Below are 14994 nucleotides of genomic sequence, written 5' to 3'. Positions count from 1 at the left end.
GAACGGCGGCGTTTTGCGAAAGCTTCAGGGCTGGTGGCGATTCGGCTTGGCGCGACGCTTGCCGGGCTCGGCAACGGCACGCGGGGGCTCTGCGCTGGCCGTTTTCATCCGCAGAGACGGCAAGCTGCCGTCGACATCGAGCCAGGATGCCTTGCGGCCGCTCGCGGAGAGGCGCGGAGGAGCGCAGGCCGGTTCGCGGTTGAGTTCGCTGCGGGCGAAGACCCTGCGCAATTCCGGGTCGACCGGGCCGGCGAGATCGAGCCGGTCGATGAGGCAAGCCAGCTGCCGGCGGTCGCTCGGCTTCGAACCGGCGCACCACCACCCGCTCATGGCGAAGCCAGCTTCGCCGGGAGGCGAGCGAAATGCGATGCAGGCGCGGCTTTGCGTGCCCTCGCCGAGCACGACGTCTGCCGTTTCCAGCGGACCGAAACGGGTCTCGGTCGGAGCCGGCGTGCTGCTGCGTTCGACGGCGAACCCTCGCTGGGCGGCATCGTGCACCAAGGCAACCATGAAGGAGCGGGTTCCGGCGGCGGCGTCATCGCCCGTCGCCAGGCGCAGGACGAGATGCGGTTTCGGCTCGGCGAAGCTCCCGAAGCTCAAAAGATCCTCGCGACGGCCGCCGTCCTGGCTGCGCCGCGCTTCCAGGGCGGGCGTTTCCCGGCCGAGTTCGGATGCCTCCAGGCTGAACATCGTGTTGGGACGGGGGATCGCGACCCAGTCTTCAGCAGCAGCCGGGGCGCGCTGCCGGCGCGGAGATGCCCCGGTCTGGGCCGATGGGCCTGTCGCCGGCAGGGCCAGACTGGCCATTTGGGTCGGGGCCTCGTCCTTCGCGGAAAGGCCGGTGATCAGGGCTGCCGTCAGCCCGATGCCGCTCAGAGCCGCTGCGCTGCGCCAGGCGAGCGCTCCGGTCAGCCCGAGGCCGCGGCGCGGCAGAAGCTGGCGGGCGACACGCGTGCTCCAGCGGAAGCCGCCCTCGATGCGGTCGGCGCAGCCGATGAGGAAAGGGACGATGTCGATGCCGGCAAGACGCGCGGCGATGCTGCGAGAAAAAGCGACGCCTTGCAGGAGCATCGGCCTGAGCTGGTGGAGCCCTGCCTGCAACCTCGAAACCGCATCGCCCGAACGCAACCGCAACCCATCGCTCCCGCGCCGCGCAGGGGCGGCATCCTCCTTCAACTGCAGGTAAGCTCGCCTGCGAAGCGTCGCCGGCAGGTTACCGGCCGGCGCCGATCGCTCGGCAGCGTGAATCGCCGGTCAACGAGCAGGGTTAATGGCGCAAATTCAGGTTGGTCCTCGGGGGGAATTGACTTTTTCGCGCCGTGGGTGTTCTGACAGAGCTGCGGTGCAGCAATGCGCCGCTTGCGAAGTTTGCAGCCCTTCGGGATTGGCTCTGTGACTGTCCGTCTGACGACGACGAAACTCACGACCAAAACGACGACCGGGAAAGCCGGTACGTCGCGCTGACGCTTCGCCTCGGTTCCGGGTCCCATCTCCCCCCGGCGGGGGCAGATCGCCGAACCCGCCCGAAAGGGCGGGGCGGCCCCCAAAGGGAGATCCGAACCGCCCCCATCCGCAAAGGATCACATCATGAGCTTCAAGGTCGCAGTGGTCGGTGCAACCGGCAATGTAGGCCGCGAGATGCTGGACATTCTCGCCGAGCGCGCTTTCCCCGTCGGCGAGGTCGTGGCGCTGGCCTCGTCCCGCTCGATCGGCACCGAGGTTTCCTTCGGCGACCGGACGCTGAAGGTGAAGGCGCTCGAGCATTACGACTTCTCCGACACCGATATCTGCCTGATGTCGGCGGGCGGCGAGATTTCGAAGGTCTGGTCGCCGAAGATCGGCGCACAGGGCGCCGTCGTCATCGACAATTCTTCGGCCTGGCGCATGCATCCCGACGTGCCACTGATCGTGCCGGAGGTGAATGCCGCCGCCGCTGCCGGCTTCTCCAAGATGAACATCATCGCCAACCCGAACTGCTCGACCGCGCAGCTCGTCGTGGCTTTGAAGCCGCTGCATGACCGCTTCGGCATCAAGCGCGTCGTCGTGTCGACCTATCAGTCGGTGTCCGGCGCCGGCAAGGAGGGCATGGACGAGCTCTTCAACCAGACCCGCGCCGTATTCTCGGCCGGCGAGGTCACTACCAAGAAGTTCCCGAAGCGCATCTCGTTCAATCTCATCCCGCAGATCGACGTCTTCATGGAGGACGGCTTCACCAAGGAAGAGTGGAAGATGATGGTCGAGACCAAGAAGATCCTCGACAAGAACATCAAGCTGACCGCGACCTGCGTGCGCGTGCCGGTCTTCATCGGCCACTCCGAGGCGGTCAACATCGAGTGCGAAAAGCCGATCACCGCCGACGAGGCGCGCGAGGTGCTGCGCACGGCGCCGGGCATCCTCGTGATCGATAAGCACGAGCCCGGCGGCTACATCACCCCGCATGAAGCGGCCGGCGAGGACGCGACCTACATCTCGCGCATCCGCGAGGACGCGACGGTCGAGAACGGCCTCGCCTTCTGGTGCGTCTCCGACAATCTGCGCAAGGGCGCGGCGCTCAACGCGATCCAGATCGCCGAGGTTCTGGTCAACCGCAAGCTGATCCAGCCGCGCAAGCAGGCCGCCTAAAGCAAACTGCGCAGCCGACCCTGTCCGAAAACCGGGCAGGGTCACACGCAATGCCCACGCGCATGGGCGGGCGACCGTCTTTGCGTGTGGATATGCAGGGCAAAAGGGCTAAGGCTTGAGCACTCCTTGCGCGCGAACCGAGCCCTTGCCCAACGCTCCCCTCCAGAAAACGCCGGCCGTCCCTCCACAGGAAGGCAGGCCGCTACGCATCGACAATTCCGCGCGTGGCATCGCGCTCGTGCTGCTCTCATCCATTTTCATGTGCAGCGGCGACATCGCCTCCAAATATCTCGCGACCACCTTGCCAGCGCTCCAAATCACCTGGATGCGCTATGGCACCTTTGCCGCGATCATGCTTGTGACCGTCTGCTTCACCGGTGGCTTCCGCAGGATGAGAACCCGCCGGCCTGGCCTGCAGGTGCTGCGGGCTTTGGGCGTGACGATCTCCTCGATCCTGTTCGTGGCCGGGCTGCACGATCTGCCGATGGCGGACGCGACCGCCACCTCCTTCGTTTCGCCGCTCTTCGTGACGGCGCTTTCGATTCCAATCCTGGCCGAAACCGTCGGCTGGCGGCGTTGGCTCGCCACGATCGTGGGACTGTTGGGTGTGATGGTCGTGGTGCGTCCCGGTGGCGCCGGCTTTCATGGCGCGTCGTTCTTCGTTCTAGGCTCGTCGTTCTTCTGGGCGTTTTCGCTGATCATGACCCGGATGATGAGCCGCACCGAGATCCCTGTGGTGACGCTGGCCTATTCCGCCACGATCGGCTTCATCCTGCTTTCGCTGGCCGTGCCGTTCAGTTGGCAGGCGCTCGATCTCAAGACGATCCTGATCGGCGCCTTCATCGGCGGCATCTCGACGATCGGGCATATCTTCCTGATTCAGGCATTCCGCTATGCGGACGCTTCGCTGCTGGCGCCCTTCGCCTATTCGCAACTGCTCTGGGCCTCGATCTTCGGCTATCTGGTTTTCGCAGCGATCCCGGATATCTGGACCTATGTCGGCGCCAGTATCATCGCGGCTTCTGGGCTCTACACGGCCCATCGCGAGCGCATCCGCGCCAGGCAGGTCGCCGGCTGACGGCCGGTAACCAAGGATCGCGATAGCGCCGCCGCTTCGTCCTGGGATACGTGGCATCGCGGCAATGTTGCTATAGGGTGACGTTGCGCCACCCGGCGTTTTCTTCCCAGGAACGACCTATGCCGATCCATCTCGCACGCGCGGTTTTCGCCGCCAGCCTTTTCCTGCTGCCGGGGCTCGCAAGCGCCAAGACCTACTCGATTCCCGATCCCAAGCCCGTCGCGGTGATCACGATGCCGGACGACTGGGAATCCACCGAGATCGACAAAGGCGTCGAATCCACCTCCGATGACGAGGCCGTCTACATCTCCGTCGAAGTGACGGAGCTGAAGGATGCCGCACAGGCCATCGCTGAAGCGGTCACCTGGCTGAAGAGCAAGGGCGTCGTCGTCGATCCCGCGACGCAGGAGAAGAAGCCGTTCTCCAACAACGGCATGGAAGGCGTCCAGGTGCAGTGGACCGGCAAGGACGAGGATGGCCCCACACATGTCAGCCTGACCTTGCTGCAGGTGACCGAGACCAAAGGCCTTGTCGTGACCTACTGGGCCTCGCCCGAGGGCGAAAAGGAAAACCTCAAGGACCTGGCCTCGATCATCGATAGCCTGAAGGCGCTGAAATAGGGCGCCACGGTCAGCGCGCGGCCGGCTCGGCGCCGGCCGCGCGTCCATAGCGCGCCATGAACATCGCGATTGCCTCGCCGACGACGTGGCGGATCTCGTCCTCGCTCGGCGGGGTGCGGACGGCGTTGAACAGCCGCGGCCGCGTCAGGGTCGACTGGCAGAGATCGAGGAACTGGAAGGCCGCGAGATAGGTGTCGTCGATCGCGAGCTTGCCTTCGGCCACCATGCGGTCGAGATAGCCCGCGATCAGCCGTGAGCCGAGCATCGGGCCGTTCTCGTAGAATTCGCGGCCGAGATCCGGCATGCGCTCGGCGACGCCGATGACGACGCGATGCGCGCTCACCGCCAGCTCGTCATTGATCACCCGCACGATACAGTAGCCGAAATTGCTCAAGGCCCGCACGGGATCGGAATCCTCGTTCAGGGCCTCGATCGCGCCGCGCTTCTGGGCTTCGCGCTCGCGCTGAATCAGGGCGACGAAGAGATGCTCCTTGTCCTCGAAATAGACGTAGAGCGTGCCCTTCGACACATTTGCTGCCGCGGCGATGTCGCTCATGCTGGCGGCGTCGAAGCCGCGCGAGGTGAACACTTGCAGCGCGCCGTCAAGGATCTGGCGGCGCTTGTCCGGATCCATACCGGCGATCCGGCGGTTGCGCGGGCCCGTCTTTACCGGGACTTCAGAGGTTTCCGTCATCATACTCTGGCCCGGCCTGCGGGCTCTGCATGGCAGCTGCGAAAAAAGAATCGAACCAATCGGTTCGATTTGACTTGATATGCATCATCTCTCGCGCTATTTCAAGCGCAATCGAACCGAGCGGTTCGAATTGACACGCAGGACGCATCATGTCTGCAGAAACCGCATCCGAACCGCGGCGTGACCGGCTGAAGCTCGTAGACGCACAGGCCGAGACCGCGCAGCCGGCCGAGCCGGCCACCGCCCGCGAGGCGCGCGAAGCGCCGGCCAGGGAGGCTCCGCCGACACCCGCAGCCGACAAAGCCAAGGGTGGCAAGAGCCCGCTGAAGCGCGGCATCATGATGGTCGCGGCGACTGCCGTCGTTGGCGCCGGCCTGTGGTACGGCATCGACTGGTGGCGCAATGGCCGCTTCATCGTTTCGACCGATGACGCCTATGTCAGTGCGGAGATGGCGACGATCTCTGCCAAGCTCGCGGCGAACATCGCGACCGTTTCCGTGACGCAGAACCAGGAGGTCAAGGCCGGCCAGCCGCTCGTGGCGCTGGACGATGGCGACTGGCGGATCGCGCTCGACAGCGCACGGGCCAAGAGCGCCACGGCGCGCGCTACGCTGGCGCGCATCGACAGCCAGATCGAGGCCGGTCGCGCCGCGCTCTTGCAGGCGCAGGCGCAGCAGGTGTCGGCCGAGGCGGCGGTGACGCGCACCACGGCCGATTTCGAGCGCGCCAACAGCCTCGCCGCCAAGTCCTATGGCTCGCAGGCAACGCTCGATGCGGCGACGGCTGCGCGCGACCAGGCGGTCGCTTCGGTGGCGAGCGCCAAGGCCGGCGTGGTGCAGGCGCAGGCCAATATCAAGGTGCTGGAGGCGCAGCGGGTCGAGGCCGCCCGCCAGATCGATGAGCTCAAGGTTGCCGAGCAGAAGGCCGAGCGCGACCTCACTTTCACCAAGATCGCCGCGCCGATCGACGGCGTCGTCGCCAACACCAATCTGCAGCTCGGCGACCTCGTCAGCGCCGGCAAGCGCCTGATGTCGATCGTTCCGCTCGATCAGGTCTATGTCGATGCCAACTTCAAGGAGACCCAGGTCGGGCCGCTGAAGGTCGGCGACAAGGCAAGCATCACGGTCGATGCCCTGCCGGGCAAGGTCTTCCACGGCACGGTCAGCGGCATCGCCGGCGGCACGGGCTCGGTCTTCACGCTGTTGCCGCCGGACAACGCGACCGGCAATTTCACCAAGATCGTGCAGCGCGTGCCGGTACGCATCGTGCTCGACAAGGAATCGACCGGTCAGCATGTGCTGCGGCCGGGCATGTCGGTCATCGTCTCGATCGATCCGCGTCCCGCCAGCCAGCGCTGACCCTCAATCGAGGAGGCCACCATGGCCACCGCGACCGTAAATGTGCCGGCGGGAGCACCGCCGGCATCGGACGCCATCCCCTTACGCCGGATCTTCGCCTTCCTGGCGATGGTCTTCGGCATGTTCATGGCGATCCTCGACATCCAGATCGTCTCGGCCTCGCTGGCGGAGATCCAGGCGGGCCTGTCGGCATCGGCCGATGAGATCGCCTGGGTGCAGACGGCCTATCTGATCGCGGAAGTGATCATGATCCCGCTTTCCGGCTATCTCAGCCGGGCGCTGTCCACGCGCGTCTTCTTCTCGATCGCGGCGGCGGGCTTCACCATATCCAGCGTGCTCTGCGCCCAGGCGTCCTCGATCAACGAGATGATCCTGTGGCGGGCCGTCCAGGGCTTCATCGGCGGCGGCATGATCCCGGGCGTCTTCGCTGCGGCCTTCACCATCTTTCCGCCGTCGAAGCGCCCGGTGGTCTCGCCGCTGATCGGCCTCGTGGCCACGCTGGCGCCGACGATCGGCCCGACGGTCGGCGGCTATCTCAGCCACGCCTTCTCCTGGCACTGGCTCTTCCTCGTCAACGTCGTGCCGGGCATCGGCGTGACGATCGCGGCCTGGACGCTGATCGACTTCGACAAGCCGCAATACGACCTGATCAAGCGCTTCGACTGGCTCGGGCTCGCCGGCATGGCAGCCTTCCTCGGCAGTCTCGAATATGTGCTGGAGGAGGGGACGCGGCTCGACTGGTTCCAGAGCCATGAGATCGTGTTCTTCTCGGTCGTGATGGTGTTCGGCGCCGTGCTGTTCTTCTGGCGGGCGCTGACGCGCGACGACCCGCTCGTCGATCTCTACGCCTTCAGGAATCGCAACTTCGCCTTCGGTTCGCTGTTCTCCTTCTGCATGGGCATCGGCCTCTACGGGCTGACTTATCTCTACCCGGTCTATCTCGGGCGCATCCGCGGCTATGACGCGCTGATGATCGGCGAGACGATGTTCGTCACCGGCCTCGCCATGTTCCTGACAGCGCCGATCGCCGGGCGGCTCTCGGCCAAGCTCGATCCGCGCGTCCTGATGATGATTGGCTTTGCGGGGTTCGCGCTTGGAACCTGGTGGGCTTCGTTCATCACAGCGGACTGGGACTTCCGTGAGCTTCTGGTTCCGCAGATCCTGCGCGGCTGCTCGCTGATGCTGTGCATGGTGCCGATCAACAACATCGCGCTGGGGTCGCTGCCGCCGCAGCAGCTCAAGAACGCTTCCGGCCTCTACAACCTGACCCGCAATCTCGGCGGCGCCGTCGGGCTCGCGGTGATCAACACGCTGCTGAACACGCGCACGGACCTGCACATCACGCGGTTGCATGAGATGGTCGTGGCCGGGCGCGGCGTTGCGGAGGAGGCGCTCGCCAATACGGCGCTGCGCTTCGGCGACTATGGTGACGCAGCGCAGAAGATGGCGCTGGCGCTCATCAACCAGCGCGTCCACAAGCAGGCGCTGATCATGGCCTTCAGCGACGTCTTCCTCGGCCTGACCTTGATCTTCGCCAGTCTCGTCGTGCTGTCGCTCTTCCTGCGCAAGCCGCCCAAGGCCGCTGCCGGGGGCGGCGGCGGCCACTGAAAACAAGGCTGCGCGGCCGGGATGGCCTGCCGCGTGTCGTCCCCTCCTCACGCCTCCTCAAAGGCGGTCATGCCCGCGATTTCGTGATCGCCAAGCTGTGGGCGCTGCCGGATGCCGCAGCCACGAAGATTGACAACCGGTGCCGATATTGGCAAATATGTGAGTAATATCAGTAGTTTAGAGGATTTCTAAACTGCGCGGCCGGGCAACCGGCGTGGTGGAAGGCGTTATCGATGAGCGTTCTGACGAACAAGGATCAGGATCACAAGCCGGTGGCGAGCGAGAATATTCCGTGGCCGCAGAAAAACCCCGCCTCGTGCCCGATCAGCTCGGTGAAGGCTCGTCTGCGCACGGCCGGGCTGCGGCCGACGCGCCAGCGCATGGCTCTGGGCTGGCTGCTCTTCGCCAAGGGCGACCGCCATGTCAGCGCCGAGATGCTCTATGAGGAGGCGCTGCGCGCCCGCGAGCCCTTGTCACTGGCGACCGTCTACAACACGCTGCGCCAGTTCTCGGAAGCCGGCCTGCTGCGCCAGGTCTCGGTCTCCGGGCCGAAGACCTTCTTCGACACCAATGTGTCGGAGCATCATCATTTCTACAACGAGGACGACGAGACGGTTACGGATATCCCCGGCTCGACCATCCATGTCTCCGGCCTGCCGGAGGCGCCGGAAGGCATGGTGGTCTCCTCGGTCGAGGTGATCGTGCGGCTGCGCCGCGCCGATGGCGAAGAGATCGAAACCAAGCGCGTGGTGGGCCATCACGCGTGATCGTCTGTTCCTGCAACGTTATTTCCTGCCGTCAGATCAAGGGCACTGTCGCTCCCGACGGCAGCGGTCCGCGGACGGCGGGCGAGGCCTATGACTGCCTCGGCTGCAGCCCGGATTGCGGGCGTTGCGCCCGCGAAGTGCGAACCCTTCTGGCAGAGGCGCGTGCCGCCTGCGCGACGCAATGCAGCAGCTGCGCCAGCCGCGAGATCGAATGTGCGGTGCAGGTCACCGTCGAGCGCATGCTTGAAGGCATCGCCATCGTCGAGGATGCCGCCGCGGCCTGAGCCGGGACGGCTTTTCGCTTTGCCCGCTCGCATTCGGCGCGCCGCAAAAGCGGATTTCCCTCTTCCCTTCCGAGCTTGCTCTGTCTACATTAGTATTATTCTAATGTAATTTATTGGGGTGCTCCGCCATGAAGGGCGACAAGAAGGTCATCGAATATCTCAACAAGGGGCTGCGCTCGGAGCTCACCGCCATCAACCAGTACTGGCTGCATTACCGGATGCTCGACAATTGGGGGCTGAAGGAAATGGCCAAGACCTGGAAGAAGGAATCGATCGAGGAGATGGTCCATGCCGACCGTTTCGTCGACCGCATCCTCTTCCTCGAAGGTTTCCCGAACCTGCAGACGCTCGACCAGCTGCGCATCGGCGAGAACGTCAAGGAAGTCATCGAGTGCGATCTCAAGGCCGAGGTGGAGGCGCGCGCCCTCTATCAGGAAGCGGCGAGATACTGCCGTGACGTCGGCGACTACCCGTCCGAGGATCTGTTCAAGGCGCTGATGAAGGATGAAGAAGGCCATATCGACTTCCTCGAAACGCAGCTCGACTTGATCGGGCGCGTCGGCCTCGAACTCTACACCCAGAAGCATATCGGCGGCCTCGAAGGCGACGATCACGATCACTGAGAATGGCTCGGGGAGTGCGCCCTCTGCGGCGCTCCCCGATTTGACGCCGTCAGGCTGCTAGAGCATTTTCGCGCTTCTCCGAACCGCGGAAACGCGCGAAGTCGTTATTCTTCGCATTTTCTTCACGCGGACCGATATCCACTTCGTTCGAAAATGCTCTGGTGAATGCCAAAAGAAAAGGCCCGCCATTGGCGGGCCTTTGACGTTTGGAGCGATCTGATTCGGATCAGATGAAGCTGACGTTCGCAGCTTCCGGGCCCTTGCGGCCGGCGCGGATCGAGAAGCGCACGCGCTGTCCGTCGACCGGCGGCTGCAGGCCGCTGCGGCTCAGCGACGAGACGTGCAGGAAGACGTCCGGGCCGCCCTTGTCGGGGGCGATGAAGCCGAAGCCGCGATCCGAATTGAAGAACTTCACGGCGCCGTCGAAGGGGCCTTCGACCGGGCCGCTGTCGCGGTCCTGGAAGCCGCCGCCGCCGCGCGGGCCGCGGTCACCGCCGCCGAAGCTGCCGCGGTCGCCGCCGAAGCCGCCGCGGTCGCCGCCGAAGCCGCGATCACGATCGCCGCCATATCCGCCCCGATCCCGATCGCCGTAGCCGCCACCGAAATCGTCACGCGGCGGGCGCGGCGAGAAGGCGCGCGGAGCCGGTGCGGTCTGGGTCGCGGTAGAGGCATCGATCTCGTGGATCGCGACGACCTGGAGGCCGCGGCGTCCCTCGCCGAGATCGGCGACGATGGTGGCGCCGGGCAGCAGGTCCTGCTGATCGAGCGGGCCGATCGCCGAGACGTGCAGAAAGACATCGCCCGAACCATCGGCGGGCGATGCGAAACCGAACCCCTTCTCGGGGTCGAACCACTTAACCTTGGCTTCGATATTTTCGTGCGTGACGAAAGGCTGGGCAGCAGGAGGCTTGCGACGATCGAACATGGAGCTTCAAGTATGAGTGACCGGGAGCACGCAACTTAGCTCATGCCGGGCGCGCCGTCATCGGGGTACGTGCGAAATTATCGCACGACGATATCCGTGGTTGTAGTGCTTTTTTTCGTGGCGTCCCCAGGCTGTTGAGAGCCGAGCGTCATGTCTTTTCTGCATGGGATTTTGCGGTAGAGGCTCAAATCTTAGTCAGACCCGGCAAAAATGCCGCAGCTCGATGCCTTGCATTCGCCCGAATCCCGCACGATCTGGGGAACGCGTTAGGGAAGATACGCTCCTGGTCGGCAGTGCGCGCTTCGCGCTGTTCAGGAGATGACAATTGGCTCGTTCGAAACTCGCCGGCGTGAAGGCCGGCACGGGCGTGATCCGGCGGCTGTGGCCGACGGAGCGCTATTTGCTGCGGGAACATCTGCTCCGGCTCGATCCGGTGACACGCCATCAGCGGTTCGGCACGGCGGTCAATGATGCCTTTCTCGAGAATTATGCGACGACGACCTTCGGCGTGGGCGGGCTCGTCTATGCCTATGTCGAAGACGGGATTGTTCGCGGTGCCGCCGAGCTGCGCGGCCTCGACGATATCGTCGCGCAGACAGGCGAGGCGGCTTTCAGCGTCGAGGGCGACTGGCGCCGGCGCGGTATCGGCACGGATCTTTTTCACCGGCTGATTACCGCGGCGCGCAACCGCAGCATCCGCACGCTCTACATGACCTGCCTGCCCGGGAACGCTGCGATGCGCCGGCTCGCCGCCAAGTTCGAGGCGGATCTCGTCGGCGGCTACGCGGATGTGGAAGGCGTGATCATGACCGGGGGGCCGACGCCCTTCACGATTCTCGACGAAGCGCTGGACAATGCGACCGGCTTCGCGACGCTCGCCCTGTCGATCCAGAAGAATTTCTGGCCGACGACCCTGCTTGCCCGCGCGCTCAGGCCGTAATTCGTCGCCGGCTTAAACCGCGGCGCAGGGCGGATCGGCGCGCTTCCGCCTGCGCTTCGTGTGCTGGCCGCAGACTACCTGCTGAGCGATAGCCCCGCACCGGACTTGGTCACCGCGCCGTCGAGCGAGCTGCCGCCGCCGCGCAGGCGCGCCGCAACGGTGCCACCCTGCTGGTAGAGATAGACCTCGCCATCGCGATAGTCCCAGGCCGTGATCTTCTGCAGATCCCGATTCGCGCAACCAGACGAGCTGGCGCGATAGAGATCGAGCGTCGGCGTGCTCGACAGCTGAATCCGGCAGGAGCCGCCGGTCGCCTCCCGTGCCGTCCAGCCGCCGACCATGCCGTCGCGGCTTGCGGCCGGGCGCGGCGCGGTGGCACTTGAGCCGAGCCCGGCGACCTGGTTGCTGCTGCCGCGCAGGCCGGGCGCCTGCTCCGGCTGGCCCGTCGGCGGCAAAGGTTGGCCGCCGGGTGGCAGTGCCTGGCCCTGCGGCGCGCCGGCGCCGGGATTGAAGAACGGATCCTGCGGAGCGGGCAGGCCCCCTCCCGCCGGCGGCGCGGACGCGGCCGGATAGCCACCGGGCGGCGGCAGCGGCTCCGAGGTGATCGGCGCCGAGCTGACCGGAGGCGCCGAAGGCAGAACCGGCTGATCGTAGGATGGCGCGTTCATTACCGGGCCGGAGAAGCGCTGAGAGCCTGCGCAGGCCGTCAGAACCAGCAGAGGCAGAAGGGCAGCCGCGCGGGTGAGGGCGGCAGGCGTGGCAGTCATCGTCATCATGCGGCGCGGGTTCCGATCTCGGTCAGCCGAACTTTGCGTCATTAGCACAGGAACTCAATGAACGCGGCATGAGCATGATCTAGCGCAGGCCGGGCGCGATGCGAACCCGCGATACATGCTCTGGTTCCAACAGATGTGGGCAGGCATAGTCCGGACGATTCCCGGAGACCCCCGCATGAAGCCGCTGAACCCCGCCGCGATCGCGCCGCCCTTCGCTCGCTACAGCCACGGCATGGAGGTGCCGGCGGGCAGGCGGCTCGTCTTCTGCTCGGGCCAGCTGGGGATCGCCGCCGATGGGAGCGTGCCCGAGGATGTCCGGGCTCAAGCCGACCTGTGCTTTGCCAATATCGCAGCGATTCTGGCCGAGGCTGGGATGACGCTCGCCGATACCGTGCGGGTCAATGCCTATGTCACCGACCGCGCCTACATGAAGGGCTATATGGAATCGCGCGACGCTCATGTCGGCACGCCGCCGCCCGCCTCGACCCTGATGATCGTCTCGGGCTTCACCCGGCCGGAGTTCAAGGTCGAGATCGAAGTGGTGGCGGCGGCTCACTGAGCGCCGCCACCAAAGGGCGTCAACCGGCCTTGCGCTTGTTCTGCCGGTTCTCGATCAGGTCGTCGACGACGGCGGGATCGGCCAGTGTCGAGGTATCGCCGAGCGCACCGAACTCGTCCTCGGCGATCTTGCGCAGGATGCGGCGCATGATCTTGCCGGAGCGGGTCTTGGGCAGGCCGGGCGCGAACTGGATCAGGTCCGGCGAGGCGATCGGGCCGATCTCGTTGCGGACATAGGCGACGAGTTCCTTGCGCAGCGTGTCGCTGGGCTGCTCGCCGGCCATCAGCGTGACATAGGCGTAGATGCCCTGGCCCTTGATGTCGTGCGGATAGCCGACGACTGCGGCCTCGGAGACCGAGGGGTGCGCGACGAGGGCCGATTCGACCTCCGCCGTGCCCATGCGGTGACCGGAGACGTTGATGACGTCGTCGACGCGGCCGGTGATCCAGTAATAGCCGTCTGCGTCGCGCCTGCAGCCGTCGCCGGTGAAATACTTGTTCGCATAGGTGGCGAAATAGGTGTCCATGAAGCGCTGGTGGTCGCCATAGACCGTGCGCATCTGGCCCGGCCAGCTGTCGGCGATGACGAGGTTGCCCTCGCAGGCGCCCTCCTGCACCTGGCCCGCGGCATCGACGATCTCGGGCTTGATGCCGAAGAAGGGCCGGGTGGCCGAGCCGGGCTTGAGCTTGGTGGCGCCCGGCAGCGGAGTGATCAGGATGCCGCCGGTCTCGGTCTGCCACCAGGTGTCGACGATCGGGCAGCGGCGATCGCCGACGACACGGTGATACCACTCCCAGGCTTCCGGATTGATCGGCTCGCCGACCGAGCCGAGCAGGCGCAGCGAGGCGCGGCTGGTCTTCTTCACCGGCTCCTCGCCGGCGCCCATCAGCGAGCGGATCGCGGTCGGCGCGGTGTAGAAGGTGTTGACCTTGTGCTTGTCGATCACCTCCCAGAAGCGGGAGATCGACGGATAGGTCGGGATGCCCTCGAACATCAGCGTCGTCGCGCCGTTCGCGAGCGGGCCGTAGAGGATATAGCTGTGGCCGGTCACCCAGCCGACATCGGCGGTGCACCAGTAGATGTCGCCATCATGGTAGTCGAAGACATATTGGTGCGTGATCGCGGCGTAGACCAGATAGCCGGCCGTGGTGTGCAGCACGCCCTTGGGCTTGCCGGTCGAGCCCGAGGTGTAGAGCAGGAAGAGCGGGTCCTCCGCATTCATCTCGGCAGCCGGGCAGTCGCCGGAAACCTTGGCTGCCTCGTCGTGATACCAGACGTCGCGGCCCGCCTTCATAGAGACATTGCCGCCGGTGCGCTTGACGACGATGACGGTGCCGATGCCGCCCTTCACCTTGTCGTCGGCGAGGTCCACGTTCTTCTTGAGCGGGACCGAGCGGCCGCCGCGCAGGCCCTCATCGGCGGTGATGACGATCTTGGAATCGGAATCCTCGATGCGGCTCGCCAGCGAGTCGGGCGAAAAGCCGCCGAAGACCACCGAGTGGATGGCGCCGATGCGCGCGCAGGCGAGCATGGCATAGGCTGCCTCGGGGATCATCGGCAGGTAGATGGTGACGCGGTCACCCTTCTTGACGCCATGCTCCTTGAGGACGTTCGCGAACTTGCAGACCTCGGCGTGGAGCTGGCCGTAGGTGATCGTCTTGGACTCGGCGGGGTTGTCGCCCTCCCAGATGATCGCGGTCTGGTCAGCGCGCGTGGCGAGATGCCGGTCGACGCAGTTATGGGTGACATTGGTGGTGCCGTCCTCGAACCATCTGATCGAGACCTTGCCCGGCTCGTAGCTGGTGTTCTTGACCTTGGTGTAGGGCTTGAACCAGTCGATCCGCTTGCCGTGCTCGCCCCAGAATTTCTCCGGATCCGCGACCGAGGCTGCATACATCTCCTGATAGCGAGCGTTGTTGACCCAGGCCTTCTCGGACCAGCCGGCGGGCACGTCGTAGATCGTCTCGGACATTCGGGTGTCTCCCCAGACTTGGAACGTCTGTGTTGCGTTGGTCCCTCCGCTCTGGCGAGCGGTTGGGACATCGCTTCCTTTGAATTCCCCGCATCATAGGATGCGCGCACGGCGCGGCAACCCATTGTGCGTCGCACTTTCGTGGCAGGGGCAGGCGCTGGAAGCATG

The 14994-nt window shown here is 65.4% G+C and carries 15 protein-coding genes; 10 read left to right on the top strand and 5 right to left on the bottom strand.

The window, feature by feature from the left end:
• Positions 1 to 24 precede the first annotated feature (24 nt).
• Positions 25 to 1134, bottom strand: coding sequence for a hypothetical protein (locus tag AC1DIN_RS22995; RefSeq protein ID WP_476811437.1), 1110 nt, complete (start codon positions 1132 to 1134; stop codon positions 25 to 27).
• Between the two features lie 453 nt (positions 1135 to 1587).
• On the opposite strand from AC1DIN_RS22995, the gene AC1DIN_RS22990 reads away from it, so the two are divergent.
• The 3 genes from AC1DIN_RS22990 (at position 1588) to AC1DIN_RS22980 (ending at position 4320) form a co-directional block, all read left to right on the top strand.
• The gene (locus AC1DIN_RS22990) at positions 1588 to 2622 is read left to right on the top strand and encodes an aspartate-semialdehyde dehydrogenase (RefSeq protein ID WP_441472442.1); all 1035 of its coding nucleotides are present in this window, start codon (positions 1588 to 1590) and stop codon (positions 2620 to 2622) included.
• 145 nt (positions 2623 to 2767) lie between these two features.
• Positions 2768 to 3700 carry a DMT family transporter gene (locus tag AC1DIN_RS22985; RefSeq protein WP_476811436.1) on the top strand — a complete coding sequence of 311 codons (933 nt, stop codon included), beginning with the start codon at positions 2768 to 2770 and terminating at the stop codon, positions 3698 to 3700.
• Between the two features lie 119 nt (positions 3701 to 3819).
• Positions 3820 to 4320: a histidine kinase gene (locus AC1DIN_RS22980; RefSeq protein WP_441472444.1), complete on the top strand. Its 501-nt coding sequence runs from the start codon at positions 3820 to 3822 to the stop codon at positions 4318 to 4320.
• A 10-nt stretch (positions 4321 to 4330) separates the two neighbouring features.
• On the opposite strand, the gene AC1DIN_RS22975 is transcribed toward AC1DIN_RS22980, so the two are convergent.
• Positions 4331 to 4954: a TetR/AcrR family transcriptional regulator gene (locus AC1DIN_RS22975; protein WP_476811435.1), complete on the bottom strand. Its 624-nt coding sequence runs from the start codon at positions 4952 to 4954 to the stop codon at positions 4331 to 4333.
• Positions 4955 to 5163: 209 nt separating this feature from the next.
• On the opposite strand from AC1DIN_RS22975, the gene AC1DIN_RS22970 reads away from it, so the two are divergent.
• The 5 genes from AC1DIN_RS22970 (at position 5164) to bfr (ending at position 9654) form a co-directional block, all read left to right on the top strand.
• Positions 5164 to 6372 (top strand): HlyD family secretion protein, encoded by a 1209-nt coding sequence (locus tag AC1DIN_RS22970; protein ID WP_476811434.1) that lies wholly within the window; start codon positions 5164 to 5166, stop codon positions 6370 to 6372.
• 21 nt (positions 6373 to 6393) lie between these two features.
• Positions 6394 to 7980 (top strand): DHA2 family efflux MFS transporter permease subunit, encoded by a 1587-nt coding sequence (locus tag AC1DIN_RS22965; protein WP_441472447.1) that lies wholly within the window; start codon positions 6394 to 6396, stop codon positions 7978 to 7980.
• Between the two features lie 233 nt (positions 7981 to 8213).
• On the top strand, positions 8214 to 8747 hold the full coding sequence (gene irrA, locus AC1DIN_RS22960; protein WP_476811433.1) for an iron response transcriptional regulator IrrA: 534 nt from the start codon (positions 8214 to 8216) through the stop codon (positions 8745 to 8747).
• Positions 8744 to 9031 carry a (2Fe-2S)-binding protein gene (locus AC1DIN_RS22955; RefSeq protein ID WP_476811432.1) on the top strand — a complete coding sequence of 96 codons (288 nt, stop codon included), beginning with the start codon at positions 8744 to 8746 and terminating at the stop codon, positions 9029 to 9031. The genes irrA and AC1DIN_RS22955 overlap by 4 nt, the downstream gene beginning before the upstream one ends.
• Positions 9032 to 9159: 128 nt before the next feature.
• Positions 9160 to 9654, top strand: coding sequence for a bacterioferritin (gene bfr, locus AC1DIN_RS22950; protein ID WP_441472450.1), 495 nt, complete (start codon positions 9160 to 9162; stop codon positions 9652 to 9654).
• A 226-nt stretch (positions 9655 to 9880) separates the two neighbouring features.
• Here the strand turns inward: bfr and AC1DIN_RS22945 are convergent, their stop codons facing one another.
• A complete protein-coding gene (locus tag AC1DIN_RS22945; protein WP_476811431.1) occupies positions 9881 to 10579 on the bottom strand; it encodes a cold-shock protein in 699 nt (232 codons plus the stop codon).
• 325 nt (positions 10580 to 10904) lie between these two features.
• On the opposite strand from AC1DIN_RS22945, the gene AC1DIN_RS22940 reads away from it, so the two are divergent.
• Complete coding sequence (locus AC1DIN_RS22940) at positions 10905 to 11519, top strand: GNAT family N-acetyltransferase (RefSeq protein WP_441472452.1); 615 nt, start codon at positions 10905 to 10907, stop codon at positions 11517 to 11519.
• A 74-nt stretch (positions 11520 to 11593) separates the two neighbouring features.
• Here AC1DIN_RS22940 and AC1DIN_RS22935 read toward each other — a convergent pair whose 3' ends face one another.
• Positions 11594 to 12295, bottom strand: coding sequence for an AprI/Inh family metalloprotease inhibitor (locus tag AC1DIN_RS22935; RefSeq protein ID WP_476811430.1), 702 nt, complete (start codon positions 12293 to 12295; stop codon positions 11594 to 11596).
• Between the two features lie 175 nt (positions 12296 to 12470).
• On the opposite strand from AC1DIN_RS22935, the gene AC1DIN_RS22930 reads away from it, so the two are divergent.
• On the top strand, positions 12471 to 12854 hold the full coding sequence (locus tag AC1DIN_RS22930; RefSeq protein ID WP_441472454.1) for a RidA family protein: 384 nt from the start codon (positions 12471 to 12473) through the stop codon (positions 12852 to 12854).
• 19 nt (positions 12855 to 12873) lie between these two features.
• Here the strand turns inward: AC1DIN_RS22930 and acs are convergent, their stop codons facing one another.
• Positions 12874 to 14826, bottom strand: coding sequence for an acetate--CoA ligase (gene acs / locus AC1DIN_RS22925; RefSeq protein ID WP_476811429.1), 1953 nt, complete (start codon positions 14824 to 14826; stop codon positions 12874 to 12876).
• Positions 14827 to 14994: the final 168 nt, after the last annotated feature.

The organism is Allobosea sp. 05T438, from assembly GCF_056396025.1.
This window is presented reverse-complemented; position numbering and strand designations above follow the sequence as displayed.

Bases quoted from the DNA above. Each gene is read 5' to 3' on its own strand.
- AC1DIN_RS22990 (WP_441472442.1), top strand. From the start codon at position 1,588: ATGAGCTTCAAGGTCGCAGTGGTCGGTGCAACCGGCAATGTAGGCCGC.
- AC1DIN_RS22980 (WP_441472444.1), top strand. From the start codon at position 3,820: ATGCCGATCCATCTCGCACGCGCGGTTTTCGCCGCCAGCCTTTTCCTG.
- AC1DIN_RS22975 (WP_476811435.1), bottom strand. From the start codon at position 4,954: ATGGATCCGGACAAGCGCCGCCAGATCCTTGACGGCGCGCTGCAAGTG.
- AC1DIN_RS22970 (WP_476811434.1), top strand. From the start codon at position 5,164: ATGTCTGCAGAAACCGCATCCGAACCGCGGCGTGACCGGCTGAAGCTC.
- AC1DIN_RS22965 (WP_441472447.1), top strand. From the start codon at position 6,394: ATGGCCACCGCGACCGTAAATGTGCCGGCGGGAGCACCGCCGGCATCG.
- irrA (WP_476811433.1), top strand. From the start codon at position 8,214: ATGAGCGTTCTGACGAACAAGGATCAGGATCACAAGCCGGTGGCGAGC.
- bfr (WP_441472450.1), top strand. From the start codon at position 9,160: ATGAAGGGCGACAAGAAGGTCATCGAATATCTCAACAAGGGGCTGCGC.
- AC1DIN_RS22945 (WP_476811431.1), bottom strand. From the start codon at position 10,579: ATGTTCGATCGTCGCAAGCCTCCTGCTGCCCAGCCTTTCGTCACGCAC.
- AC1DIN_RS22935 (WP_476811430.1), bottom strand. From the start codon at position 12,295: ATGATGACGATGACTGCCACGCCTGCCGCCCTCACCCGCGCGGCTGCC.
- AC1DIN_RS22930 (WP_441472454.1), top strand. From the start codon at position 12,471: ATGAAGCCGCTGAACCCCGCCGCGATCGCGCCGCCCTTCGCTCGCTAC.
- acs (WP_476811429.1), bottom strand. From the start codon at position 14,826: ATGTCCGAGACGATCTACGACGTGCCCGCCGGCTGGTCCGAGAAGGCC.